Source organism: Salinibacterium sp. SWN1162 (assembly GCF_015864675.1).
GTDB lineage: Bacteria > Actinomycetota > Actinomycetes > Actinomycetales > Microbacteriaceae > Rhodoglobus.
In genome coordinates this window covers 214399-236192 of the sequence record NZ_JADYWT010000004.1, presented here as the reverse complement: position 1 = coordinate 236192, position 21794 = coordinate 214399, and the positions used below count along the sequence as shown (strand labels likewise).

General features: G+C 59.6%; 27 protein-coding genes. 3 read left to right on the top strand and 24 right to left on the bottom strand.

The genetic code is table 11. From position 1 onward, the window contains the following. Window positions 1-26: 26 nt before the first annotated feature. The 8 genes from I6E58_RS14005 to infC all read right to left on the bottom strand — a co-directional run bounded on the left by I6E58_RS14005 (window position 27) and on the right by infC (window position 5533). The gene (locus I6E58_RS14005; protein ID WP_197134847.1) at window positions 27-950 is read right to left on the bottom strand and encodes an amino acid ABC transporter permease; all 924 of its coding nucleotides are present in this window, start codon (window positions 948-950) and stop codon (window positions 27-29) included. Beyond that, window positions 947-1615, bottom strand: a complete 669-nt coding sequence (locus tag I6E58_RS14000) for an amino acid ABC transporter permease (protein ID WP_197134844.1) — start codon at window positions 1613-1615, stop codon at window positions 947-949. Before I6E58_RS14000 ends, I6E58_RS14005 begins: the two co-directional genes overlap by 4 nt. Before the next feature lie 77 nt (window positions 1616-1692). Further along, window positions 1693-2568 carry a glutamate ABC transporter substrate-binding protein gene (locus tag I6E58_RS13995; protein WP_197134841.1) on the bottom strand — a complete coding sequence of 292 codons (876 nt, stop codon included), beginning with the start codon at window positions 2566-2568 and terminating at the stop codon, window positions 1693-1695. 37 nt (window positions 2569-2605) lie between these two features. Next, the gene (locus I6E58_RS13990) at window positions 2606-3358 is read right to left on the bottom strand and encodes an amino acid ABC transporter ATP-binding protein (RefSeq protein WP_129070971.1); all 753 of its coding nucleotides are present in this window, start codon (window positions 3356-3358) and stop codon (window positions 2606-2608) included. Between the two features lie 72 nt (window positions 3359-3430). Further along, complete coding sequence (locus tag I6E58_RS13985) at window positions 3431-4234, bottom strand: RNA methyltransferase (protein ID WP_197134838.1); 804 nt, start codon at window positions 4232-4234, stop codon at window positions 3431-3433. 104 nt (window positions 4235-4338) lie between these two features. Beyond that, the gene (rplT, locus tag I6E58_RS13980) at window positions 4339-4725 is read right to left on the bottom strand and encodes a 50S ribosomal protein L20 (protein ID WP_009771944.1); all 387 of its coding nucleotides are present in this window, start codon (window positions 4723-4725) and stop codon (window positions 4339-4341) included. An 18-nt stretch (window positions 4726-4743) separates the two neighbouring features. After that, a complete protein-coding gene (rpmI, locus tag I6E58_RS13975) occupies window positions 4744-4938 on the bottom strand; it encodes a 50S ribosomal protein L35 (protein WP_129070973.1) in 195 nt (64 codons plus the stop codon). Then, window positions 4931-5533 (bottom strand): translation initiation factor IF-3, encoded by a 603-nt coding sequence (gene infC, locus I6E58_RS13970; RefSeq protein ID WP_129070974.1) that lies wholly within the window; start codon window positions 5531-5533, stop codon window positions 4931-4933. The genes rpmI and infC overlap by 8 nt, the downstream gene beginning before the upstream one ends. Before the next feature lie 324 nt (window positions 5534-5857). On the opposite strand from infC, the gene I6E58_RS13965 reads away from it, so the two are divergent. Next, window positions 5858-6208 (top strand): DUF1844 domain-containing protein, encoded by a 351-nt coding sequence (locus tag I6E58_RS13965; protein WP_129070975.1) that lies wholly within the window; start codon window positions 5858-5860, stop codon window positions 6206-6208. 97 nt (window positions 6209-6305) lie between these two features. On the opposite strand, the gene I6E58_RS13960 is transcribed toward I6E58_RS13965, so the two are convergent. From I6E58_RS13960 to I6E58_RS13935, 6 genes are all read right to left on the bottom strand, one after another. Continuing rightward, window positions 6306-7082 carry an SseB family protein gene (locus tag I6E58_RS13960; RefSeq protein WP_129070976.1) on the bottom strand — a complete coding sequence of 259 codons (777 nt, stop codon included), beginning with the start codon at window positions 7080-7082 and terminating at the stop codon, window positions 6306-6308. A 2-nt stretch (window positions 7083-7084) separates the two neighbouring features. Beyond that, complete coding sequence (gene priA / locus I6E58_RS13955) at window positions 7085-7834, bottom strand: bifunctional 1-(5-phosphoribosyl)-5-((5-phosphoribosylamino)methylideneamino)imidazole-4-carboxamide isomerase/phosphoribosylanthranilate isomerase PriA (protein ID WP_129070977.1); 750 nt, start codon at window positions 7832-7834, stop codon at window positions 7085-7087. 79 nt (window positions 7835-7913) lie between these two features. Continuing rightward, window positions 7914-8591, bottom strand: coding sequence for an imidazole glycerol phosphate synthase subunit HisH (gene hisH, locus I6E58_RS13950; RefSeq protein ID WP_197134835.1), 678 nt, complete (start codon window positions 8589-8591; stop codon window positions 7914-7916). Further along, window positions 8548-9153 (bottom strand): imidazoleglycerol-phosphate dehydratase HisB, encoded by a 606-nt coding sequence (hisB, locus tag I6E58_RS13945; protein WP_197134832.1) that lies wholly within the window; start codon window positions 9151-9153, stop codon window positions 8548-8550. Before hisB ends, hisH begins: the two co-directional genes overlap by 44 nt. Then, a complete protein-coding gene (locus tag I6E58_RS13940; RefSeq protein WP_197134829.1) occupies window positions 9153-10238 on the bottom strand; it encodes a histidinol-phosphate transaminase in 1086 nt (361 codons plus the stop codon). The genes hisB and I6E58_RS13940 overlap by 1 nt, the downstream gene beginning before the upstream one ends. Before the next feature lie 100 nt (window positions 10239-10338). Further along, entirely contained in the window at window positions 10339-10701 is a 363-nt protein-coding gene (locus I6E58_RS13935) for a LysM peptidoglycan-binding domain-containing protein (protein ID WP_129073429.1), read from the bottom strand. Between the two features lie 230 nt (window positions 10702-10931). Between I6E58_RS13935 and lexA the strand changes: the two genes are divergently transcribed. After that, a complete protein-coding gene (lexA, locus tag I6E58_RS13930) occupies window positions 10932-11621 on the top strand; it encodes a transcriptional repressor LexA (protein ID WP_197134826.1) in 690 nt (229 codons plus the stop codon). A gap of 52 nt (window positions 11622-11673) precedes the next feature. Here lexA and hflX read toward each other — a convergent pair whose 3' ends face one another. Next, the gene (gene hflX, locus I6E58_RS13925; protein WP_197134823.1) at window positions 11674-13236 is read right to left on the bottom strand and encodes a GTPase HflX; all 1563 of its coding nucleotides are present in this window, start codon (window positions 13234-13236) and stop codon (window positions 11674-11676) included. A gap of 42 nt (window positions 13237-13278) precedes the next feature. Between hflX and I6E58_RS13920 the strand changes: the two genes are divergently transcribed. Beyond that, window positions 13279-13899, top strand: coding sequence for a class I SAM-dependent methyltransferase (locus I6E58_RS13920; RefSeq protein WP_197134820.1), 621 nt, complete (start codon window positions 13279-13281; stop codon window positions 13897-13899). A 119-nt stretch (window positions 13900-14018) separates the two neighbouring features. On the opposite strand, the gene dapF is transcribed toward I6E58_RS13920, so the two are convergent. The 9 genes from dapF to pgsA all read right to left on the bottom strand — a co-directional run bounded on the left by dapF (window position 14019) and on the right by pgsA (window position 21790). Beyond that, window positions 14019-14897: a diaminopimelate epimerase gene (gene dapF / locus I6E58_RS13915; protein WP_197134817.1), complete on the bottom strand. Its 879-nt coding sequence runs from the start codon at window positions 14895-14897 to the stop codon at window positions 14019-14021. Further along, window positions 14884-15834 (bottom strand): tRNA (adenosine(37)-N6)-dimethylallyltransferase MiaA, encoded by a 951-nt coding sequence (gene miaA / locus I6E58_RS13910; protein WP_197134814.1) that lies wholly within the window; start codon window positions 15832-15834, stop codon window positions 14884-14886. The genes dapF and miaA overlap by 14 nt, the downstream gene beginning before the upstream one ends. A gap of 7 nt (window positions 15835-15841) precedes the next feature. Beyond that, on the bottom strand, window positions 15842-17377 hold the full coding sequence (gene miaB, locus I6E58_RS13905; RefSeq protein ID WP_197134811.1) for a tRNA (N6-isopentenyl adenosine(37)-C2)-methylthiotransferase MiaB: 1536 nt from the start codon (window positions 17375-17377) through the stop codon (window positions 15842-15844). 43 nt (window positions 17378-17420) lie between these two features. Further along, window positions 17421-18335 carry a regulatory protein RecX gene (locus I6E58_RS13900; protein ID WP_197134808.1) on the bottom strand — a complete coding sequence of 305 codons (915 nt, stop codon included), beginning with the start codon at window positions 18333-18335 and terminating at the stop codon, window positions 17421-17423. An 8-nt stretch (window positions 18336-18343) separates the two neighbouring features. Further along, window positions 18344-19498, bottom strand: coding sequence for a recombinase RecA (gene recA, locus I6E58_RS13895; protein ID WP_197134805.1), 1155 nt, complete (start codon window positions 19496-19498; stop codon window positions 18344-18346). A 241-nt stretch (window positions 19499-19739) separates the two neighbouring features. Continuing rightward, a complete protein-coding gene (locus tag I6E58_RS13890; protein WP_129070988.1) occupies window positions 19740-19964 on the bottom strand; it encodes a DUF3046 domain-containing protein in 225 nt (74 codons plus the stop codon). 83 nt (window positions 19965-20047) lie between these two features. Next, entirely contained in the window at window positions 20048-20356 is a 309-nt protein-coding gene (locus I6E58_RS13885) for a helix-turn-helix domain-containing protein (protein ID WP_129070989.1), read from the bottom strand. Window positions 20357-20607: 251 nt separating this feature from the next. Continuing rightward, entirely contained in the window at window positions 20608-21105 is a 498-nt protein-coding gene (locus tag I6E58_RS13880) for a CinA family protein (RefSeq protein ID WP_129070990.1), read from the bottom strand. A gap of 10 nt (window positions 21106-21115) precedes the next feature. Beyond that, a complete protein-coding gene (gene pgsA / locus I6E58_RS13875; protein ID WP_307842166.1) occupies window positions 21116-21790 on the bottom strand; it encodes a CDP-diacylglycerol--glycerol-3-phosphate 3-phosphatidyltransferase in 675 nt (224 codons plus the stop codon). Window positions 21791-21794: the final 4 nt, after the last annotated feature.

Genomic DNA, 21794 nt, shown 5'->3' with positions numbered 1-21794 from the left:
CCGCCCCTCAATCAGCTCTAAAACCCTTAATTGCCCGCTTCGCCATACTGGCGACTTCCGCGCGGCGGCATCGTGATGGCACGCGTGCCGTCGATTCCCGGCTGCTTGGGTGTGTTGGGAGTGGTCTCGCCATCCTTCGGCCCGCTCTTCTTCGCAATGTAGCGCGCGATGTACGAGAGGCTCACGTTCATGACGAGGTAAATGACCAGACCGATGGCGAACAGCGTGAAGACGTAGCGGCTGCCGTAGAAGTTCTGGAGCTCCTTGATCGTGCGGGAGAGCTCCGGGTAGGCAACCACGTAGGCAAGCGATGTGTCCTTTAGCAGAACCACGAGTTGCGCCAGGATGATTGGCAACATCTGACGGAAAGCCTGCGGAAACTCGATGATGAACCGAGTCTGCAGCGAGGTGAGCCCGATTGACAGACCGCCTTCGCGTTGCCCCTTGGGTAGAGAACTGATGCCGGCTCGCAACGCTTCACCGATGATCGCACCATTGTAAATCGCGAGACCGAGTACACCGGCCCAGTAGCCACCGGTCGAGAACATCAGGAACACGAAGAAGATGAGGAGCAACAGCGGCATGCCGCGGAAGATCTCGAGAGCGATCGACGTGGGGATCCGAATCCATTTGGATGCTGCGGTGCGTCCAAAGGAGAACAAGATTCCGATGATGATCGCGAGCACTGCCGCCACTCCCGCCATACGGAGAGTGTTGACCACACCGCGGCCAAAAGCGCCCCAGATTTCGGGGTCGGAGAGGATGTCGGTTCGCGACGGGTCGAAAAGCCCGGGCTGTTCGGCGCCGTTAGCACTGACGCGAGGAGCCGCGAGGATGAAGTAGACCCAGACGATGAGCCCGATAATCAGAACGGCACCGACAACAGATGCGATGGCCGAGTTGCGCCGGGTCTTAGGGCCGGGGGCGTCGTACAGTACGCTCGCGCTCATCGCAGCACCATAACCTTCTTCTCGATCGCTCCGGCTATCAGCCCAAGCGGAATAGTGATTGCCAAGTACAGCGCAGCGGCGTAAACGAGGGTAAGAAGCACGAGGTCGCCGTGGTCACGCGACGCGGCTCCCGTTGCTTTGAACAGCTCGTTCACGAAGAACGCTCCGGCCACCGAAGTGTTTTTGGTCAACGCGATGAATACGTTGATGAGTGGCGGAACCACCATGCGGCTGGCCTGCGGAAGAATCACGAGACCAACTGTCTGGGTGAATCCCATACCGATGCTGCGCGCGGCTTCGGCCTGGCCCACGGGAACTCCGTTGAATCCGGAACGCACCGCTTCCGCTACGAATGGCGAGGTGTACAGCGTAAGGCCAAGCGCGGCTAGCAAGAAGTAGTCGAGATCCACGCCAAGAATGGGAAGAACAAACGCGCAGAAGAAGAGGACAAGCAGCAACGGGATGTTACGCAGAATTTCCGTGTAGACGGTCGCAAAAATGCGCAAAGACGGAACCGGCGAAATACGCATCGCCGCGATAAGAACCCCGAGAATGAACGCCCCGACGCCCGCAATGCCCAGAAGGGCCAGCGTCAGAAGAAAGCCCTGCATGTAGAGCGGCGTTATATCGACAAGGGCGTCGATCGCGTTAGTGATGACGTCCATCCGGGCCTCCTGGAATGTAAAAGAAAAGAACGTGGAAGGTGCTCGCTCGCGCTAAACGCGAGCGAGCACCGAGCACACTAGTTGCTGTAGCGGTCTACAGCCGGCGGGGTCGGAAGCTTGAGGACCTGACCTGCAGTGTCGTTCCACGCGGCGTCCCACGAACCGTCAGAGTACGAAGTCTCGAGAACATCGTTGATGTAGTCGCGGAACGCGTCATCGTCGAGGCCGAGACCGATGCCGTAAGGCTCTTCGGTGAACGGGTTGCTGAGAACTTCGAACTCGCCAGCGTTCTGGTCGGCGAGTCCAGCCAAGATCACGTTGTCAGTAGTGACAGCGATAACCTTGCCGCTACGAAGCGGCTCGAGGCAAGCGGAGTAGGCGTCAGTGGTGATGAGGTTGACGTCGTACTCAGCGATGTTCTTCTCTGAGGTCGAACCGGCAACGCTGCAGACGTCCTTGCCTGCGAGGTCCTCGGGGCCAGTGATGCCCTCGGGGTTACCTGCGAGAACGAGGATGTCCTGACCAGCGTTGTAGTAAGGACCAGCGAAGGAAATAACTTCCTTGCGAGTGTCGTTGATCGTGTAGGTCGCGATAACGATGTCTACGTCACCGTTCTGGATGAACGTCTCGCGGTTAGCGGAAACAGTTTCTTTCCACTCGATGTTGTCTTCACTAATGCCGAGCGAAGCGGCAATGATCTTGCCAATTTCGACGTCGAAGCCAACGGGGTCGCCCGACGGTCCCTTAAGACCGAACAGCGGCTGGTCAAACTTGGTGCCGATGGTGATCTTTCCGGCCTCAGCGAGGTCAGCCATCGTGGTGCCTGCTTCGAAGTCAGGAACAACCATGTCGGTGTCATCGGTAGTAGACGAAGTGTCTGCTGCACATGCGCCGAGGCCAAGAAGACCTACGACGGCGATGGCAGAAATCATCAGACCTTTTTTGAGTCTCATGTTTTTCTCCTTGCTGCTGTGAGGATTACCCGCTGAGTTAGTGGGTAAGGATTTTCGAGAGGAAGTCTTGCGCTCTCGGAGATTGAGGGTTGGTGAAGAATTGCTCGGGTTCGGCTTCTTCAACGATTTCGCCATCCGCCATGAAAATCACGCGGTCAGCCGCCTTGCGGGCGAAGCCCATTTCGTGGGTGACCACGAGCATGGTCATGCCGTCTTTTGCCAGCTGCACCATGACATCCAGAACCTCATTGATCATCTCGGGGTCGAGAGCCGAGGTGGGCTCGTCGAGAAGGATGATCTTCGGGTCCATGGCGAGAGAGCGCGCAATAGCGACGCGCTGTTGCTGGCCACCAGAAAGTTGAGCCGGCATCTTGGATGCTTGGTTGCCGATACCGACGCGATCGAGTAACTCCATCGCGTTCTTATCGGCCTCGGCCTTGGAGAGCTTGCGCACGCGGCGCGGACCGAGGGTGACGTTCTCAAGAATCGTCTTGTGGGCGAAGAGATTGAACGACTGGAAGACCATGCCGACGTCTGCACGCAGCTTGGCTAGGCCGGAGCCCTCTTCAGGAAGCAGCTTGCCATCAATAGTGATGGTGCCGTCATCGATGGTCTCAAGCCGGTTAATCGCACGACAGAGCGTGGACTTACCTGAACCACTCGGCCCAATAACGACAACTACCTCACCACGTTTAATGGTGGTGGAGATGTCTTTGAGCACGTGAAGCTCACCGTAATGTTTGTTGACATGGTCGATTACGACCAGAGGTTCACCGCTCTGTGCTGCCATACAGAAAGATAATCACATGCGTTCAACCACGGTCAATCGGCGCGCCTAGTCGTAACACGCTCGTGACACGAATCAGAGACTACGTTGCGCGAATGCACTCTCGTAGAGGCAGACGGATGCTGCAGTTGCAAGGTTCATCGACTCCGCGTGCCCGTAAATTGGCACCGAAATCACCCAATCCGCAAGCACATAGTGTTCATCGGTGAGACCGCGAGCTTCATTGCCGAAGAGCCACGCTGATGGGTGATCGAGAACGCCCTCATTGCGCGCAGCCAAGAGATCGCCGCCCTTGATGTCGGCGGCCAAAATACGCAGGCCTTCACCTTTGACACGTTCAAGCACTTCTTCGAGCTCCGCCCCCACAGCGACAGGCACGTGGAAGAGCGATCCCGTGGTGGCGCGAACAACCTTGGGATTGTAGAGATCAACGCTGCGGCCAGTCAGGATGACTGCGTCAGCACCAGCGGCATCCGCGGCTCGGATGATCGTGCCAGCGTTACCAGGATCGCGAACCTCCTCGAGGATCGCGATGAGCTTGGGGCCATCCGCCAGGATGTCTTTCAACGATGTGGGGAATTGACGGCACACCGCGAGCACGCCCTGAGGCGTAACGGTGTCGGCCATGGTCTCGAGCACCTGCTCCGATACAAACTCAATCTCAACCCCCGCTTCCTCGGCGGCGCGAGCGATACCGCTGTGGCGCTCAAGGGCGGTGGGAGTGGCGTACAGCTCTACCAGGAGATCCGGGCGAAACTCGAGCGCTTCGGAAACCGACTGCGGACCCTCTAAGAGAAAAAGCCCAGTCTCAGACCGGGCGCTCTTCTTAGCGAGTTTGGCTACTGCTCGTACGCGTGGAGAACGCGGGTTATCAATCACGCGTTAACCCTAAGCTTGCAGCCCCGTTAAACGGCTATCGGCACGCTGCGGGGACCAGATTGGCCTCTACAGCGTGCCGATTGCACGAATAGTTGTGCGGCTAGTTACGCAGCCGAACGGGGCGCCGACGTGTCAGCGGGCAGTGCAGCCTTAGCGGTTGCAACCAGCGACGCGAACGTGGCGGGCTCGGTGACGGCGAGGTCAGCGAGGATACGACGGTCAACCTGAACTCCGGCCAGGTTCAAGCCCTGGATGAGACGGTTGTAGGTCAGTCCGTTGGCACGCGAAGCAGCGTTGATGCGCTGGATCCACAGGCGACGGAATTCACCCTTGCGGGCACGACGGTCGCGGTACGCGTAGACGAGCGAGTGAGTGACCTGCTCCTTGGCCTTACGGTACAGACGCGAACGCTGTCCGCGGTAACCCTTTGCGCGCTCGAGGATAACCCGGCGCTTCTTGTGAGCGTTTACCGCCCTTTTAACTCTTGCCATGATGTATTTCCTAAACCCTTACTTACCGAGAAGCTTCTTGATTGTCTTGGCGTCCTGCGGTGCAACAACCTGATCCTGGTTCAGCGCGCGCTTGCGCTTGCTGCTCTTGACCTCGAGGTTGTGTCGCATACCAGCCTGCTGCTTCATGACCTTGCCGCTACCGGTGACCTTGAAACGCTTCTTGGTGCCTGAGTGCGTCTTCTGCTTAGGCATCTTTCTCCTCTTTCTCTGGAACTTCTGCCTCACGAGGCTTTTTGTTAGCGACCTTGCGGGCCTCGGCTTCAGCCTTAGCTGTTGCCTTGGTCTTGTGTGGGCCAATGATCATGACCATGTTGCGGCCGTCAATGGTCGGAGTCGATTCGATTGCTCCGAACTCGGACACATCTTCGGCAAACTTCTGGAGCAAACGGACGCCCTGATCAGGACGTGACTGCTCACGACCACGGAACAAGATCATTGCTTTGACCTTGTCGCCGCCTGAAAGGAAACCTTCGGCACGTTTGCGCTTGGTTTCGTAGTCGTGCTTGTCGATCTTCAGACGGAAACGAACCTCTTTGAGGATCGTGTTCGTCTGATTACGACGAGCTTCTTTCGCCTTCTGCGCCTCTTCGTACTTGAACTTGCCGTAATCCATGATCTTGGCAACGGGAGGCTTGGAGCTGGGAGCAACCTCGACCAAATCAAGATCTGCCTCTTGGGCGAGTCTGAGGGCGACGTCGATAGCGACGACACCGACTTGTTCGCCACCGGGTCCGACAAGACGGACCTCAGGGACTCGGATTCGGTCGTTGGTACGGGGATCGCTGATGCGTGTTCTCCTTAGTTTTCGTGGTGCGTTGCGTAAACGCAGAGCGTTTCACAAACACAGTGTGGCGGATGCCATGGCACGAAAGAGGTTCGTCACGCAGCAATGCTGCATCACCCTTTAAAGCTGCTCAGCCGACATCCGGAACAATTTGCACAGTCAGAAATCTGATCATGCGTACTGCACCGCCAGCGGACTGTGCGGGGTGTAACTACCCGGTAACCTTGTATGCGGTTGACAGGTGGGAGAATCTCCACTTTCGTATCCGGGGCGAGCCCCGGGCCTGCATAAGGATAGCAGAGCGAACCCCAATTAGCGAAGGACATCATGAGCGAGCCCACCAATGAGGATTACAACGAACTTCGCGACATCTCAGAAGTACCCGCAGTTGAGGTAATCAATACGGTCGCGGTACACATGCTCAGCGCCGCCGCCGTAAAACTGGGCCTCTCAGACGGACCACACGCTGAGGCTGAAAAAGACCTCGACGAAGCGCGCAAGCTCATCAACGCTCTCGCCGGCTTTGTGACCGCTGCGGCTCCAGAGATCGGAAACCACCACGCTCGTCCACTTCGTGACGGTCTGCGTTCGGTGCAGCTCGCGTTCCGCGAGGCATCACGCTTCCCTGACGCTCCCGGCCAGGGGCCCGGCGAGAAGTACACCGGTCCCGTTAACTAGCCATGCTCGCCCGGTGGCTCTCGGGCCGCTGGGCGAGTCAGCGTGATTGCCATCAGCTAGATTGCTCGCCGACTCGGTTATCGGCGGGGGCGCAGCGCTACTCAGCTGCGGGAGCCCGCACGACTTGAATCGCAAGCGAGTCGACTGATTCTGCGATGAGCTCGGACGAGCTCCAGCTCGTGCGAAGACGTTCCATGATGCCGTCGAGAGCCTCGCGATCAAGTCCCTCTCGCATAGCGATCTGCACGACCAATTCAGGGCCCTGAAGGCGGGCTCCGGGGTCCCCCGCAAGAAGCTGAACATCGACGACGTCGACTTCCTCAGCAGCAGATGCCGCAAACTCGTCCCGCACGTCTGTACGCAAGAAGCTCGGTGTCCACTCGACTGACTGAGCAATTGCCCAGACAGCCGGACGACGGATGATGAACTCGCTATCACTCAGCGGGTCGATGATCACGAGGTCAGTGTTTTCGCTCGCGGCCGCCAGCGCGACGCGGGTGCCCGCCGCCGGCACCGGCCGAGCATCCGGGTTCCACGTCTTCATCGCATCGACGGAACTAAATACCGGCAACACAGCGCGGCCATCGGGCCCGGTGACCGTCACGATCGACAGCTCTTGAGTCTTATCGACCGTGAGACCCTCGGTCGTTGTGCCGGTCTCCCCCGCCTTGGCGAGGAGCGGGATCAACAGACGCGAGGTACGTACTTGATCGACGACTTCGGTCTCGGTGGCGTCGCCGGCATGAAAGCGAGTGATCGCGGCCATGAGCTCTTCGGGGGCGCGGCCGTCGTCATCCGGAGCGGGATTGGGCTCGAACGAGCGTCCTGCCCAAGGCACACCGGCAGAGTCCGTTGCGTTCGATTCCGCTGTCATGGTTAGTGCGAGGAGACGTCGAGCGCTTCAGCGAGCGTGAATGACTTGGCGTAGAGCGCCTTACCAATAATGGCTCCCTCGAGTCCCTGAGGAACGAGTTCACGCAGTTCGATGAGGTCGTCCAAGCTCGACACACCACCCGAAGCGATAACCGGGCGATGCGTGCGGTCCATGACCTGGCGAAGAAGTTCGAGATTCGGTCCCTGGAGAGTGCCGTCTTTTGTGACGTCAGTGACGACGTAGCGGCAGCATCCGGCGGACTCGAGGCGGTCGAGCACCGTCCAGATGTCGCCACCCTCTTGCGTCCAACCGCGGGCAGCGAGCGTCGTGCCCCGCACGTCGAGACCTACAGCGATTGCCTCGCCATATTCGGCGATGACGTGAGCTGCCCACTCGGGGTTCTCCAACGCAGCCGTACCAAGGTTGATGCGCTTGGCACCGGTGGCGAGAGCAGCTTCAAGCGATTCGTCGTCGCGAATGCCGCCCGACAGTTCGATGTTGACGCGCTTGGGCGTGGACTTGATGACCTTCTTGATCATCGCGTGGTTGTTGCCTCGGCCGAAAGCGGCGTCGAGGTCAACGAGGTGAATCCACTCGGCGCCCTGATCGACCCAGTCGTGGGCCGCAGCGCACGGGTCACCGTAGCTCTTCTCCGTGCCGGCTTCGCCCTGCGTCAGACGCACAGCCTTACCGTCGGCTACATCCACTGCGGGAAGCAGGGTAAGACCGGGGGTTTTGTTGAACTCGCTCATAGATACGCTCTCTCAAGACCTGACCGCGGAACGCCGCGCACAAGCATCCGATACTAGTGCACGCCGAACAACCGCAAAATCAGAGTGTCTTCAACCAGTTGCTTAGAAGGGTGATTCCGGCGTGGCCGGACTTTTCGGGATGGAATTGAGTCGCCGTGAGCGGCCCGTTCTCGACCGCGGCCAAGAAGCGTCCTCCGTGGTCAGCCCAGGTGAGTTTTGGCTGCGGAAATGGTGGCTGAACGTCAAGTGTCCACTGCTGAGCAGCGTACGAGTGAACGAAATAGAAACGCTCGTCTCGAACGGAATCGAATAACGACGTGTCGTGAGGAGTCTCGACGGTATTCCACCCCATATGTGGCAAAACCGGCGCGGGTAACTTTTCTACAACACCCGGCCACTCATCGAGCCCCTCGGTCTGCACACCGTGTTCGTTGCCTGAGGCGAAAAGCACCTGCATGCCAACACAGATACCCAGGACGGGCCGGCTACCCGTCAGGCGCTTCTCGATGATCGCACCACCCCGAACCGACTCAAGAGCCGACATGACGGCAGCGAAAGCCCCGACGCCGGGCACCAGAAGACCGTCTGCCGCTTCAGCAACCGACCGATCTGCGCTCAACCTGACGTTCGCGCCGGCGGCCTCGAGTGCTTTCGCCGCCGAGTGAACGTTTCCGGAACCGTAATCGAGAATGACAACAGAGGGAGTAGCCACTCTAGAGCGCACCCTTCGTGGAAGGGATGCCAGTGACACGAGCATCCGGCTCAACTGCGGCGCGCATCGCGCGCGCGAAGGCCTTGAACTCTGCTTCAGCAATGTGGTGCGGATCCCGGCCGCCCAAAACAGTGACGTGAACCGTGATGCCCGCGTTGTAGCTGATCGCCTCAAAGACGTGCCGAACCATCGAACCAGTGAAGTGACCACCGATGAGGTGCATCTCAAAGCCGGCAGGCTCGCCGGTGTGCACAAGGTACGGGCGACCGGATACGTCGACGACTGCACGCACGAGAGCTTCGTCAAGAGGCACGAGGGCGTCTCCATACCGAGAGATCCCTGCCTTGCTCCCCAGAGCCTGCTTGATCGCGAGCCCCAAGGCGATACCGATGTCTTCCACCGTGTGGTGAACGTCGATGTGCGTGTCTCCGCTTGCCTTGACGGTGAGGTCGATCAGCGAGTGCTTAGAGAACGCCGTCAGCATGTGGTCGTAGAAAGGAACCGAAGTCTCAATGGATGAGGTGCCAGTGCCGTCGAGGTTGATCGAAAGTTCGATGCTCGACTCGCTAGTTTCGCGCTTAATCGTCGCGGTGCGATCTGAAGTCATTACTCAACCCTACCCAGCGCTTGAAGGTCAGCCATCGCATCGAGGAACGCCGTTGTTTCTTCGGCAGTTCCGGCAGTCACACGCAAGTGGTGCGGGATGCCCACATCGCGAATCAAAATGTCTTGAATGAGAAGCTTGTGGAATAGCGCCTGCGGGTCGTCAACTCCCCCGAACAGCACGAAGTTTGCCTCGCTGGGCACTGGCGTGAAGCCCAGAGCCGACAGCCCGGCGCTCATTCGGTCACGCTGAGTCTTGATCTCGTCGACCATCGCAAGCATCTCCGGTGCGTGGGCTAGCGCCGCTACGGCAGCCGCTTGAGTGAGCGCCGACAAGTGATACGGCAATCGCACTAGGCGAAGCGCATCGGAAATGGCCGGGTCTGCTGCGAGGTAACCCACGCGGGCACCCGCAAATGCGAAGGCCTTGCTCATGGTGCGAGACACGATGAGTCGTGGTCTGCCCTCGAGCAGTATGAGTGCAGATTCCCGGTCGGAAAATTCAGCGTAGGCCTCATCGACAAGAACGATGCCATCGGTGGCGTCATAGGCCGCAGCAATGGTGTCGTTGCTCACAGGGGTACCGGTGGGGTTGTTGGGCGAGCACAAGAACACGACGTCTGGGTTGTGTTCTGTGATCGCCGCAATCACACTCTGTGGCGTGATGTCATAGCCCGGATCGCGCGGCGCGGTGACCCATTCGGTTCCGGTACCCGAGGCGATGATCGAGTGCATCGAATACGTCGGGGGGAACCCGAGGACGCGACGCCCAGGGCCACCGAAGGCCTGCAGCGTTTGTTGCAGAACTTCGTTGGAGCCATTGGCGGCCCAGATGTTGTCGGCAGTGAGGCCGTGACCGAGGTATCCGGCTAGGGACTCGCGCAGTTCGGTGAACTCACGGTCCGGGTAGCGGTTTGCATTCATCACCGCTGCCGCCAGAGCCATCACGATGTCAGTCGCGACCGCTTCTGGAATCGGATGCGTGTTCTCGTTGACATTGAGCTGAATACGCACGGGATCAGTCGGCGCACCGTACGGCTTGAGACCACGGAGGTCGTCACGAATGGGGAGATCAGAAAGCGAAGTCACTCATCAATGCTAGAGGAAGGCGGATCGCCCTGGAGCCGCACGGCTGTTGATCGGCACCGAGCGGTGAACCCTTCGTCAGCGCACGCGAAACCTACTCTTGCTAGCGGGAGAAGGTCGCTGGAATAGCGATCTCTTGACCAGCGAAGATGTCGGCCGACGGAAGCTGATTGAGCTTCACAAGCTGAGCAACCGCGTCGCGGGGATCCTGCTCTGGAGCGTGCTGCTCAGCAATGTTCCAGAGTGACTGCCCTGCTGCCACGTCGACGTACACGAAAGCAGTGTCATCCGCGTCGAGCGTTGCTTCGGCCCCTCCACCGTCGAGGGAGAGAAGGAGTGCCGCAATGACAAATGGAGCGGCTGCAAGAGCCGTGAATACGATGCGACCGCGCCGAGTAAGGCGAAGACGTGGTGCGGACTGACGTGCACGGACGACCGCGTTAGGTGCAATCACTGCAGTAGACATCATTCACTCCTCTAAGGGTTATCGCACCCGACTCTCGGCCGGGAGAGCCGGGTGCGAAGCTGTGTTCCGAACATACATTCGAATAATTCGAATATCAAGTACATTTTCGAAGAAACCACCGACATTTGTTTCAGACACTCGAACAAATGTTTGGTTTTGGCTTCTCCTGCGGATAAAGTTTCGAATGAGCCACTGACATTGGAATCGTCACTGGCAGAAAATGAGGACTCGTGACTGACGCAACAGCCCGCCAAGACGACGCTTCCGAGCGCGGAACGCGGCGGCGAACAAGCCTGAGCGCCAAGCAGCAGGCGATCCTCGAAATGATCCAGCGCTCGGTCGCGACTCAGGGATATCCGCCGAGCATGCGTGAGATTGGTGACGCCGTCGGCCTCTCCTCGCTGTCCAGCGTGACTCACCAGCTCAACCAGCTTGAGCTGAGCGGCTACGTTCGCCGCGACCCCAATCGCCCCCGTGCGATTGAAGTACTGATTGACGTGCCGAGTGCTGTTGACGAATCCAGCACCATTAGCCCGTCAATGGGTGACGCAGCGATGGTCCCCCTGGTGGGTCGCATCGCCGCTGGTATCCCCATCACCGCGGAGCAACACGTAGAAGAGGTCTTCCCACTCCCCCGTCAGCTCGTCGGCAAGGGCGAGCTTTTCATGCTCAAGGTCGTCGGAGATTCCATGATCGACGCAGCGATTTGCGACGGCGACTGGGTAGTGGTGCGCCAGCAACAAACTGCGGAGAACGGCGACATCGTGGCAGCAATGCTCGACGAAGAAGCCACCGTCAAGGTGTTCCGCCAGCGAGACGGCCACACGTGGTTGCTCCCCCGCAACTCCAACTTCGAACCGATTCTCGGCGATTACGCCCAGGTTCTCGGCAAAGTCGTTACGGTACTGCGCGCACTCTAAGCGCTGACCAAGTCGGTGTAGCCCCGTGTGATCGGGGCTACACCGCGGCAAGCTACTTCACCTCAGCGGTGACGAACTCTTCGATCTCCGGCACGCGCGCGGGGTGCACGAGTGCCGTCACCAGCGTTCCGTCCTCGCGATAGTCCGTCGAGATTACTCGCCCCTGCACGTGCAGACGAGAAATGACCTCTCCGCGGTCGTAGGGCACGAGTAGCGTTACCTCAATCTCAGGCTTCGGCAGTAGATCCGCGATGCGCGCATTGAGCTCGTCAATGCCCTCACCGGAGCGCGCCGACACAAAGATGCCCGTCGGTTCAAGGCCACGGATCACCAAACGCTGGTCATCATCCGCAAGATCGCTCTTGTTGAAGACGACAATCTCTGGAATGTCGCGGGCACCCAACTCACCAATTACGTCGCGCACGGTAGCAAGTTGCGCGCCAGGATCGGGATGCGAGGCGTCGACGACGTGCACGATCACGTCGGCCTGTCCCACTTCCTCCAGCGTCGAACGGAACGCCTCCACGAGTTGATGAGGCAAGTTTCGAACGAATCCGACGGTGTCACTCAGGGTGAACAGTCGCCCATCAGCGGTCGTCGACTTACGAACAGTGGCGTCCAGAGTTGCGAATAACGCGTTCTCGACGAGCACGCCGGCCTTAGTCATGCGGTTGAGCAAGCTCGATTTGCCCGCGTTCGTGTAGCCGGCGATTGCGACGCTCGGAACCTCGAAGCGGTCGCGGTTAGCCCGCTTAGCTTCGCGAGCCGGCGCGAAGCTCTTGATCTGCTTTCGCAGGCGAGACATGCGCGTGTGGATGTGTCGACGATCAAGTTCGATTTTTGTCTCACCCGGTCCGCGGCTACCCATACCGGCGCCAGCGCCACCGACCTGACCACCAGCCTGACGGGACATCGATTCACCCCAACCGCGCAGTCGGGGCAACAAGTATTCGAGCTGGGCAAGCTCGACTTGAGCCTTGCCCTCGCGGCTCGTAGCGTGCTGGCTGAAAATATCGAGGATGACGGCGGTGCGGTCGATCACCTTGACGCCGACAACATCTTCCAGCGCGCGCCGTTGACTTGGCGCGAGCTCAGTATCGGCAATCACGGTATCGGCGCCCGTCGCAGCTACGACGTCTTTCAGTTCTCGCGCTTTACCCTTGCCGAGATACGTACTCGGGTCGGGGTGCGTCCGGCGCTGCAGCAGGCCATCAAGCACCACAGCGCCCGCTGTCTCAGCAAGAGCAGAGAGTTCGCGGATGGAGTTTTCGGCATCCTGAAGATTGCCCTGGCCGTAGATGCCGATGAGAACTACGTTCTCAATACGCAATTGGCGATACTCAACTTCGGTGACGTCGTCAAGTTCGGTGGAGAGACCAGCGACGCGCTTGAGCGCGTGTCGATCGTCTCGATCAAACTGGTCGCCATCGCGGTCGGCTTCATAGTGGGCATCCGACTGCAACGCTTGCGCGCCGGAATTGCCGAGCCCCGCGGCTCCGAACCGCTTTACTGCGGCGTGATCTGAGCCCTCGCTCGCTAGAACACGGTCGACTGAACGCTCGGCGTCGTCGCCGTTATTGGCCTCGATACTGGTTTCTGTCGTGTTTCGCGTCATTTGGGTTAACCCTACTTGTCTAGTTTTCGGTAAGTTCTGTGCATGGCCAACGAGCATTACTTCTCGTCATCACCCGAGAGTGATCTCAAGTTGCGGACGATTCACGCGACCATTGCCGGTGTTGAGCGTGAACTTGTCACATCAAATGGGATCTTCAGCCCCGAACGCATCGACGCTGGAACGAAAGTTCTGCTGTCGAATGTGCCGGCGCCTCCACCCGGTGGAAACCTGCTTGACCTCGGTTGCGGCTGGGGACCGATGGCGCTCACCCTTGCCCTCGAGTCACCTCATGCAACGGTGTGGGCGGTGGACGTCAACGAGCGCGCACTGGATCTTGTGCGGGCTAACGCCGAAAAATTGTCCATATCTAATATTAACGCGGTTCTGCCCGCAGATGTTCCCGAAGACATAACATTTATGTCTATTTGGTCGAACCCGCCGATTCGCGTGGGCAAGAACGAACTCCACAACATTCTGCAGACGTGGCTGCCACGCCTCGAATATGATGCTGATGCCTGGCTCGTCGTACAAAAGAACCTCGGATCAGATTCCCTTCAGCGGTGGATGGAAGCGACCTTCCCCGCGAGCTTCACCTTCACTCGCGCTGCCACCAACAAGGGCTATCGCGTGTTGCGGGCGCGTCACCACGCCGATAACGACTAGTTCGCGCTCCGAGGCGGCGCTTAACCGAACGGTATCGGCTCATCGCTAGCGTGTCCAGGGTCGTGCTGAATCGCCCGCCCTGCACATCGAGAGGCTCTTCAACAGCCGCGTGAGGCCCGCTAAGCGAGTTCTAGCGTGCCCGTGAACACGAGCTCGGCCGGACCGCTCAACGAGACGTGCTCGCCGTCTTCGGTCGGGAACATTCGAACAACGACGGTGCCGCCAGGTACCGTGACACGCCATTGGTGGGGTGCGCTGCGTCCGGCATAGTGGCGGATAGCAAGCGCCGCCGCGACTGCACCCGTTCCGCACGACAACGTTTCGCCGCTGCCGCGCTCATGCACTCGCATCCGGATCGATCCAACGCCGTCTTTCACGAGCGGTTCGGCCGGCACAACGAATTCGACGTTGGCACCGTGCTCGGGTACGGGGTCGATGACGGGGATGAAGTTGAGGTCAACGCCGTCGAGCTCGGCTTCTTCGGCCAGAGCTACCACCACGTGGGGGTTACCGACGTTAATGCCGAGGCCGGGTCGCGCCACCTCGAGCTCCTTGGCGCGCACGAGCGGCTCGCCACCGTCGAGCCTCCAGCGCCCCATGTCAACCTGATAGCCGGCCATGTTCTTCTGCACGTCACGAACACCACTTCGCGTACCGATCGGCAGCGTATCGCCCGGCGCGAAATCGACGAGTCCTTCAGAAGCAAGGTATTCCGCATACACGCGGATGCCGTTGCCACACATTTCGGAGATGCTGCCGTCGGCATTGTGGTAATCCATGAACCACTCGGCATCGGCGTCTTCGGCAAGCGCCGCTGCTCCGGCCTCAAGGCTGCGGGAGCGCACAGCACGGATGACGCCGTCGGCACCGACCCCGAAACGACGGTCGCATATTGCCGCGACCTGTTGGGGAGTGAGAGTGATCTCGCCATCTGGGTCAGTGAAGAGAACGAAGTCGTTGCCAGTTCCCTGACCTTTGGTGAAGTTAAGCGTCGCCATGCGATCCATTCTCTCCCATCACAACCTCCAGAGCACGTTGCACGCGGTCGGGATCGTCGTAGGCCAACCAGTGGCATTGTTCGTATCGCTTGAACCAGCCCACTTGGCGGCGAGCATAACGGCGAGTGAGGGCCGCGGTTTGCTCGATAGCCTCGGCTTCGCTGAGCGTGCCATCGAGCTGCTCGATCGCTTGCGCATAGCCGATCGCGCGCGCCGCCGTGACGCCGAGGCCCTTGTCGCGAAGACCACGGACCTCGTCGAGCAGACCGGCATCCCACATCTGCTGCACCCGCCGGTTGAGCCGCGGCACAAGTTCGTCACGCGGAGCGGTGAGGCCAAAGATATGCGCCGGTGTCCAGAGCTTTGTCTCCTCGGGCAGGCCCGCGCCGAAAGGCTCCCCCGTGATCTCGATCACTTCGAGCGCTCGGACGATACGGCGGCCGTTGCTCGCGCCGATCGACTGCGCAGCGGCCGGGTCCATGGCTTGGAGCTTCTGAAAGAGAAGGCCGACGCCATCGCGCTCGAGTTCGGCTTCTAGCCGCGCCCGCACTTCGGGGTCCCGTGCGGGAAACTGAAAATCGTGGATGACGCTTGAGACGTAGAGTCCTGACCCGCCGACCATGATCGGTACCCGCCCCGCACTCTGAATCTGAGTAACGAGTTGTCGAGCGTCCACTTGATACTGAGCGACGCTGGCGTCGTCAGTGGGGTCAAGGACATCGAGCATGTGGTGCGGGACGCCGCGGCGATCTTCTAGCGGAAGCTTGGCTGTACCGATGTTCATACCGCGATACAGCTGCATCGCATCGGCGTTGATAATCTCAGCGGGAACACCGCGGCTCATCACAGCTTCGGCGATGTCGAGCGAAAGCTCGGACTTGCCTGTTCCTGTCGCGCCTACGACGACGACGAGGGATGGAGTGCTGCCGATACCCATCTGCGGATTAGCGCAGCGAGTCGCTGGGATCGTAGATTGGCGTCGTAGCGACGCGAATCGTGGGGAGACCCAGCGAGACGCGTGGTGCAGCGTCGCCCGCGGTCGCGGCGCTCGGGACTCCGCAGGATGCCGCCTCGGCACGATCCCACGCATCACCCGCGCGGGTGCGGCGGATGTCGAGCTGACCACCAGTGACCGTGTCTGCAACGAGGTGGAATGCTGCGGCTTCAGTGACTGTCACGGTGACGACGTCGCCCGGACGCGGAATCGCACTGCCTTCGGGCACGTTGAAATGGACGAGACGGGAGTCTTCGGCGCGGCCCGACAGTCGCGATGTCTCCGCCTGCTTCCGGCCCTCAGCGGCAGTGACCATAACTTTTAGCGTGCGGCCGATCTGCTTATCGTTCTCCTCACGGGAGATGCGATCTTGCAGGGCTGCGAGTCGCTCGAAACGCTCTTGCACTACCTCTTTAGGAATCTGATCGTCCATCGTCGCTGCCGGAGTGCCGGGACGAATCGAGTACTGGAACGTGTATGCGGAGGCGAACCGTGATTCTTCGACAACACGAAGGGTGTCTTGGAAATCCTCCTCCGTCTCGCCCGGGAAACCCACAATGATGTCGGTAGTGATGGCTGCATCCGGCATTTGGGCGCGAACCCGTTCGAGGATGCCCAAAAACTTGGTCGAACGGTAGCTGCGACGCATGGCCTTGAGGATGCGGTCGGAGCCGGACTGCAGCGGCATGTGCAGCTGAGGCATGACGTTCGGGGTCTCGGCCATCGCGTCGATCACGTCATCGGTGAATGCTGCCGGATGCGGGCTGGTGAATCGAACGCGCTCGAGGCCCTCAATCGAACCTGTCGCCCGAAGCAGCTTGCTGAACGCTTGCCGGTCACCGAACTCAACGCCGTAGGAGTTCACGTTTTGCCCGAGAAGGGTTACTTCGGTCGCGCCGTCATCAACCACCGCTTGCACTTCAGCGAGAATCTCGCCGGGCCGACGGTCTTTCTCCTTGCCCCGGAGAGTGGGAACGATGCAAAAAGTGCAGGTGTTGTTGCAGCCGACCGAGATGGAGACCCACGCGCTGTGAGTCGACTCCCGACGAGTCGGAAGCGTTGAGGGGAAGACGTCGAGAGATTCAAGAATCTCTAGTTGAGCTTCTTCGTTGTGACGCGCCCGCTCGAGGAGCGTGGGAAGAGACCCCATGTTGTGGGTACCGAACACGACATCGACCCAGGGCGCCTTTTCGAGGATGACACCCTGGTCTTTTTGAGCGAGGCAACCACCGACGGCAATTTGCATGCCTTCGTGTTCTTTCTTGACACTCGCGAGCATGCCGAGATTGCCGTAGAGCTTGTTGTCAGCATTTTCGCGAACAGCGCAGGTGTTGATAACGACGACGTCGGCTTGACCCTCAGTGGCGCGAATGTAGCCGGCAGCTTCGAGGGAGCCGCTGAGGCGCTCGGAGTCGTGCACATTCATCTGGCATCCATAGGTGCGCACTTCGTAGCTACGCGGGCTCGCCAGTTTCTCGTCAATCATGTGTTCCACCTTAAGCCTCCACAGGTGGGGAGCGTGACGAGGACTAGCGAAATGTGGGCCCGTTAGATGATCCGCCGGAGGCCAGAGCGGCGTTCACCGCCGCAGAGACTATCGACCCTGAGTATCCTCGGCGCATCAAAAATCCGCTCAGGCGTCGTTTGGCCGTGACGCTGTCGAGCGAACGCAACTGCGGTGCACGCTTGAATGCCAGTTCATTAGCTCTCTCTTGCTCGTCATCTCGCTCAAAATCGACGACAACGTCAATGTGCTCTTGATCAATTTTGCGGCGGCGCAACTCTGCCGTAATAGCGGAAGCGCCAAGACCTTTGCGCTCACGCAGGGTGCGCGTGAGCGTTTCGGCGAGGGCAGCGTCGTCGAGTAACGCGGAACCTTCGAGACGTTCGATCTCGGCATCGATGTCGTCGCTTTCGAATTCTCGGGTACCCAAAAACTGCGTCATTTCCCGGGAAGACATGCCCCTTCGGGCGAGCGCACGCATGCTCACCCTGCTGATTTCCGAAAAACCGTCCCGCGCTTCTCGACGGGCGGACCGAGACGAGCCCGTACCCTGCGAGCCGGAGCTCTCAGAACCTTCCGCGACCAGTTCGGTGCCGCTTTCACGCGCGGCGCTGTCGACGTCGTCGTGGTCGTGGTCGCGACTTTGTGCCGGCTCAAAGTCGCGCATTGTGGGCAGCGCCCGCCCGGGGCTGATCGATGCAACCGGAGCGAGTGACGCTGCGGGAACAGCAAGGTCGCGGGCGTCGTAAGGCGAGGGTTCGACTGGCGCTTCCTTTGCCCAGCCGTCATCTTCGCTCACGACATGGGCGCTGCTAGTGCTCGTGCCGCCGACGTTCTCCGACGACGGCTCCATCGCAGCCGCGTCACGCTGAGCTGCTGGTGCCCTATCACCAAAAAGGTTAATGACGGGGGCGATGTAGTCGTCGTCGGAGTTGGTCATGGCGTTTCCTACTGCCCGGAGGCCTTCTTGAGCGGCGCGGCGGCAGCCTTAGCCGCTACAGGCAGCGTGGGGCCGTCAGCCTTGGGAGCCGCTTTCGCTGCCTTTTCTGCGGCAGCGGCCGCTTCTGCGGCAACCTTGGCCTCAAGTGCGTTCGCAGCCTTGGCCTCGGCACCAACGCCGAGCTTGCGCATGATGCGCTGTTCGATCTCGAGCGCAATCTTGGGGTTCTGAATGAGGAACGCGCGCGACTTCTCTTTACCTTGGCCGAGTTGGTCACCCTCGTAGGTGTACCAGGCGCCGGACTTACGTACGATTTCGTGGTCAACACCGAAGTCGATGAGGCTGCCCTCGCGAGAGATGCCGATTCCGTACAGAATGTCGAACTCTGCCTGCTTGAAGGGCGGAGCCATCTTGTTCTTGACGACCTTGACACGCGTGCGGTTACCCACCGCATCCGTGCCGTCTTTCAGCGTTTCGATACGACGAATGTCGAGGCGAACAGACGCGTAAAACTTGAGCGCCTTACCGCCAGCAGTAGTCTCGGGGCTACCGAAGAAGACACCGATCTTTTCACGCAACTGGTTAATGAAGATCATGGTCGTATTGGTCTGGCTGAGACCACCGGTGAGCTTGCGCAGCGCCTGCGACATAAGGCGCGCCTGAAGACCCACGTGGGTGTCACCCATCTCGCCCTCGATTTCTGCACGAGGAACCAGCGCAGCGACCGAGTCAATGACGATCAAATCGATCGATCCGCTTCGAACGAGCATGTCGGCGATCTCGAGCGCCTGCTCTCCAGTATCAGGCTGCGAAACAAGAAGTGCGTCGATGTCTACGCCCAGCTTGGCGGCGTACTCGGGGTCGAGAGCGTGCTCGGCGTCGATGAAGGCTGCGATGCCTCCGTTGCGTTGTGCATTAGCAATGGCGTGGAGCGTGAGCGTGGTCTTACCCGAAGACTCCGGACCGTAGATCTCAACGATTCGGCCGCGCGGAAGGCCGCCCGTGCCGAGTGCGACGTCGAGAGCGATCGAGCCGGTAGGGATAACCTCGACCGGAGCGCGCTCGTCGCTGCCGAGGCGCATGACTGAGCCCTTGCCGAATTGACGGTCAATCTGAGCGAGAGCGGTCTCGAGGGACTTCTCGCGGTCTGCTGCTGATGGCATTATTTTCTCCATTGGTCGTAGGTTGCTGCCCATAGGCTGTCGCGATTCGTGCGGACCGATGATGCAAGGCCCGCAGCCCCCCGACAAAGGCTGTGTTGCTAATGCCACGCTACGTGCAGGCTCTGACATTGCAGGACTACAACGGGCGTAACGCATCCATCTGAGGTATTCGAAAGGATGTTAGGGAGAAGACTAACAATATCGAACATATCTTCGAACCCGCCACGCGGGGCAGGGCGAGTTACTTCTTGGGCTCGCGCTGACCGACGCCGTATCGACGATCGGGCGCAACATCCATCGCATCGCACAGTGCTGCCCACACCTGCTTGGCTGGGACGCCACGCGAAAGGGCTTGGGAGGCGGTGACCCCGCCAACAGAACCAAGCACTTGGTCATTCACGAGCACGCGACCGTAAGCCTCTCCGAACTCGTCAGAAACAGCCAGCCAGAACTCACTCAGTCGCATCCCACCAGCCTACGTGCGCCAGCCTGCGACCGAATGCACGAATGCCCCGCTCCACACCGGAACGGGGCATCTGACGTGCTGGGTTAGCGCGTAACCAAGTTGGAATCGAATTCTGCGACGAGCTCGTCGGGCAGAGTATCGGGGATTGTGTTGGCGCCTTCGATGACAGCGAGTCGATCTCCGACTTCACGCATGATCACCGAGATTGGTGTATCGAGAGCTTCAGCTACCGAGGCAAGAATTTCAGAGCTGGCTTCTTTTTGACCACGCTCTACTTCACTGAGGTAACCGAGCGCAACGCTCGCCTTGCTTGCGACCTGTCGAAGGGTGCGTCCCTTTTGCAAGCGGAAGTCACGGAGAACGTCACCGATTTCTTGACGAACTAGAACCATTGGACACTCCCTTTCTGACTGAATCGTGCGACCAGATACTTCTGGATAGTCAAGACTACAGCCACTTATATGTTGAGAACTCTAGCTGCTCCACACTGGAGAAGCCTTGTGAGTTCGCTTACTGTAACCGCACCGAAACGTAAGATATTCCCGCCGCCAGGGCGATTTTGTGACCAGTTATGGGGCAGTCATCACGCCTTGCGGTCGCAGCTACTTTCTGCAGACCGTCCGCGATAGCTCGCCAGACCGACCTAATCCTCCGAGGTGAGGTAGTCGTACAGACACTGAAGCGCCGCCTCGACGGCCTGCTGACGGATTTCATGGCGATCCCCCGTGAAGTGGAAGTCACGCGTCTCGACGAAGCCCGTAGCAGCGAAGCCGATGAACACGGTTCCCGGCTCCTTGCCCTCGTGCGGCCCAGGACCGGCAACACCCGTCGTGGCCAGGCCGAAGTATGCCTGCTGGTCGCCCACGCCAAGAATATCGCGCGCCCCCATAGCCATGTGGGCGGCAACATCCGGATAAACAGTGCCGTGAATCGCTAGAAGACTCGCGTCGACCCCCAGAACCTGATGCTTGATGGCCGTGTTGTAGGCAACGACGGAACCGTTCAATACGGCGGAGGCGCCGGGAACGGCGACAAGTGACGCGCAGAGCAAGCCGCCGGTAAGCGACTCTGCAAGCGCCAGTGTAAGGCGTTGTTCGGTGAGAATCGCCACAATCTTTGTAGCGAGCTCTTCAGTAGTCACGAGAGAAGGGTCACACTCCTGGAGTTGTATTTACTGGCTTGGATGTACGGGTGTGGCGCCAGGCTAGCCACAAATATTCAATGCCGGTGTAGACCGTCAGCACGACCGCGATCGCCATGACCGACCAGTTGAGCCACAATACCCACGTTCCGAGCACAGTAAACAGCGGGACAAGGAACAACGAGATCGCGACGGCCTGGAGCACGGTTTTGAGCTTGCCGCCCCGCGAGGCTGGCACCACGACCTTGGAGAGCACCGCAAAGCGATAAATCGTGATGCCGAATTCACGAACCAGAATGAGAATCGTGACCCACCACGGAAGCTCGCCCAAAATGGAGAGCGCTACAAGGGCGCCGCCCGTGAGCACCTTGTCGGCAATCGGGTCGAGGATGATGCCCACGTTAGTAATCAAATTGCGACCACGTGCCAAATGACCATCAACCGCGTCTGTGACTATCGCAACGATGAAAAGCGCCGCAGCGATGTAGCGAATGGGGCCCATCTCGCCGTTATCGAGCAGCAGTAGCCAAATAAAGAGCGGCGCCATGAAGATGCGCACAACCGTGATGATGTTGGCAATATTGCCATTCGATGCCGGCGAATCGCCTCGGCGAAGCACACGCCCACGCATCGAGTAGCCGTGAACTACAGGTGGAGTGGACTCCGAAACAGGTTGTTCACCCACGCGA

Bases quoted from the DNA above. Each gene is read 5' to 3' on its own strand.
- I6E58_RS13960 (WP_129070976.1), bottom strand. From the start codon at position 7,082: ATGACAGCGGAATCGAACGCAACGGACTCTGCCGGTGTGCCTTGGGCA.
- I6E58_RS13920 (WP_197134820.1), top strand. From the start codon at position 13,279: ATGGCCAACGAGCATTACTTCTCGTCATCACCCGAGAGTGATCTCAAG.
- miaA (WP_197134814.1), bottom strand. From the start codon at position 15,834: ATGGGTATCGGCAGCACTCCATCCCTCGTCGTCGTCGTAGGCGCGACA.
- I6E58_RS13995 (WP_197134841.1), bottom strand. From the start codon at position 2,568: ATGAGACTCAAAAAAGGTCTGATGATTTCTGCCATCGCCGTCGTAGGT.
- I6E58_RS13965 (WP_129070975.1), top strand. From the start codon at position 5,858: ATGAGCGAGCCCACCAATGAGGATTACAACGAACTTCGCGACATCTCA.
- hflX (WP_197134823.1), bottom strand. From the start codon at position 13,236: ATGACGCGAAACACGACAGAAACCAGTATCGAGGCCAATAACGGCGAC.
- I6E58_RS13890 (WP_129070988.1), bottom strand. From the start codon at position 19,964: ATGCGACTGAGTGAGTTCTGGCTGGCTGTTTCTGACGAGTTCGGAGAG.
- I6E58_RS13990 (WP_129070971.1), bottom strand. From the start codon at position 3,358: ATGGCAGCACAGAGCGGTGAACCTCTGGTCGTAATCGACCATGTCAAC.
- I6E58_RS13935 (WP_129073429.1), bottom strand. From the start codon at position 10,701: ATGTCTACTGCAGTGATTGCACCTAACGCGGTCGTCCGTGCACGTCAG.
- I6E58_RS14000 (WP_197134844.1), bottom strand. From the start codon at position 1,615: ATGGACGTCATCACTAACGCGATCGACGCCCTTGTCGATATAACGCCG.
- dapF (WP_197134817.1), bottom strand. From the start codon at position 14,897: ATGGCGACGCTTAACTTCACCAAAGGTCAGGGAACTGGCAACGACTTC.
- recA (WP_197134805.1), bottom strand. From the start codon at position 19,498: ATGCCATCAGCAGCAGACCGCGAGAAGTCCCTCGAGACCGCTCTCGCT.
- I6E58_RS13900 (WP_197134808.1), bottom strand. From the start codon at position 18,335: ATGACCAACTCCGACGACGACTACATCGCCCCCGTCATTAACCTTTTT.
- miaB (WP_197134811.1), bottom strand. From the start codon at position 17,377: ATGATTGACGAGAAACTGGCGAGCCCGCGTAGCTACGAAGTGCGCACC.
- I6E58_RS14005 (WP_197134847.1), bottom strand. From the start codon at position 950: ATGAGCGCGAGCGTACTGTACGACGCCCCCGGCCCTAAGACCCGGCGC.
- hisB (WP_197134832.1), bottom strand. From the start codon at position 9,153: ATGACTTCAGATCGCACCGCGACGATTAAGCGCGAAACTAGCGAGTCG.
- priA (WP_129070977.1), bottom strand. From the start codon at position 7,834: ATGAGCGAGTTCAACAAAACCCCCGGTCTTACCCTGCTTCCCGCAGTG.
- rplT (WP_009771944.1), bottom strand. From the start codon at position 4,725: ATGGCAAGAGTTAAAAGGGCGGTAAACGCTCACAAGAAGCGCCGGGTT.
- hisH (WP_197134835.1), bottom strand. From the start codon at position 8,591: ATGCTCGTGTCACTGGCATCCCTTCCACGAAGGGTGCGCTCTAGAGTG.
- I6E58_RS13885 (WP_129070989.1), bottom strand. From the start codon at position 20,356: ATGGTTCTAGTTCGTCAAGAAATCGGTGACGTTCTCCGTGACTTCCGC.
- rpmI (WP_129070973.1), bottom strand. From the start codon at position 4,938: ATGCCTAAGCAGAAGACGCACTCAGGCACCAAGAAGCGTTTCAAGGTC.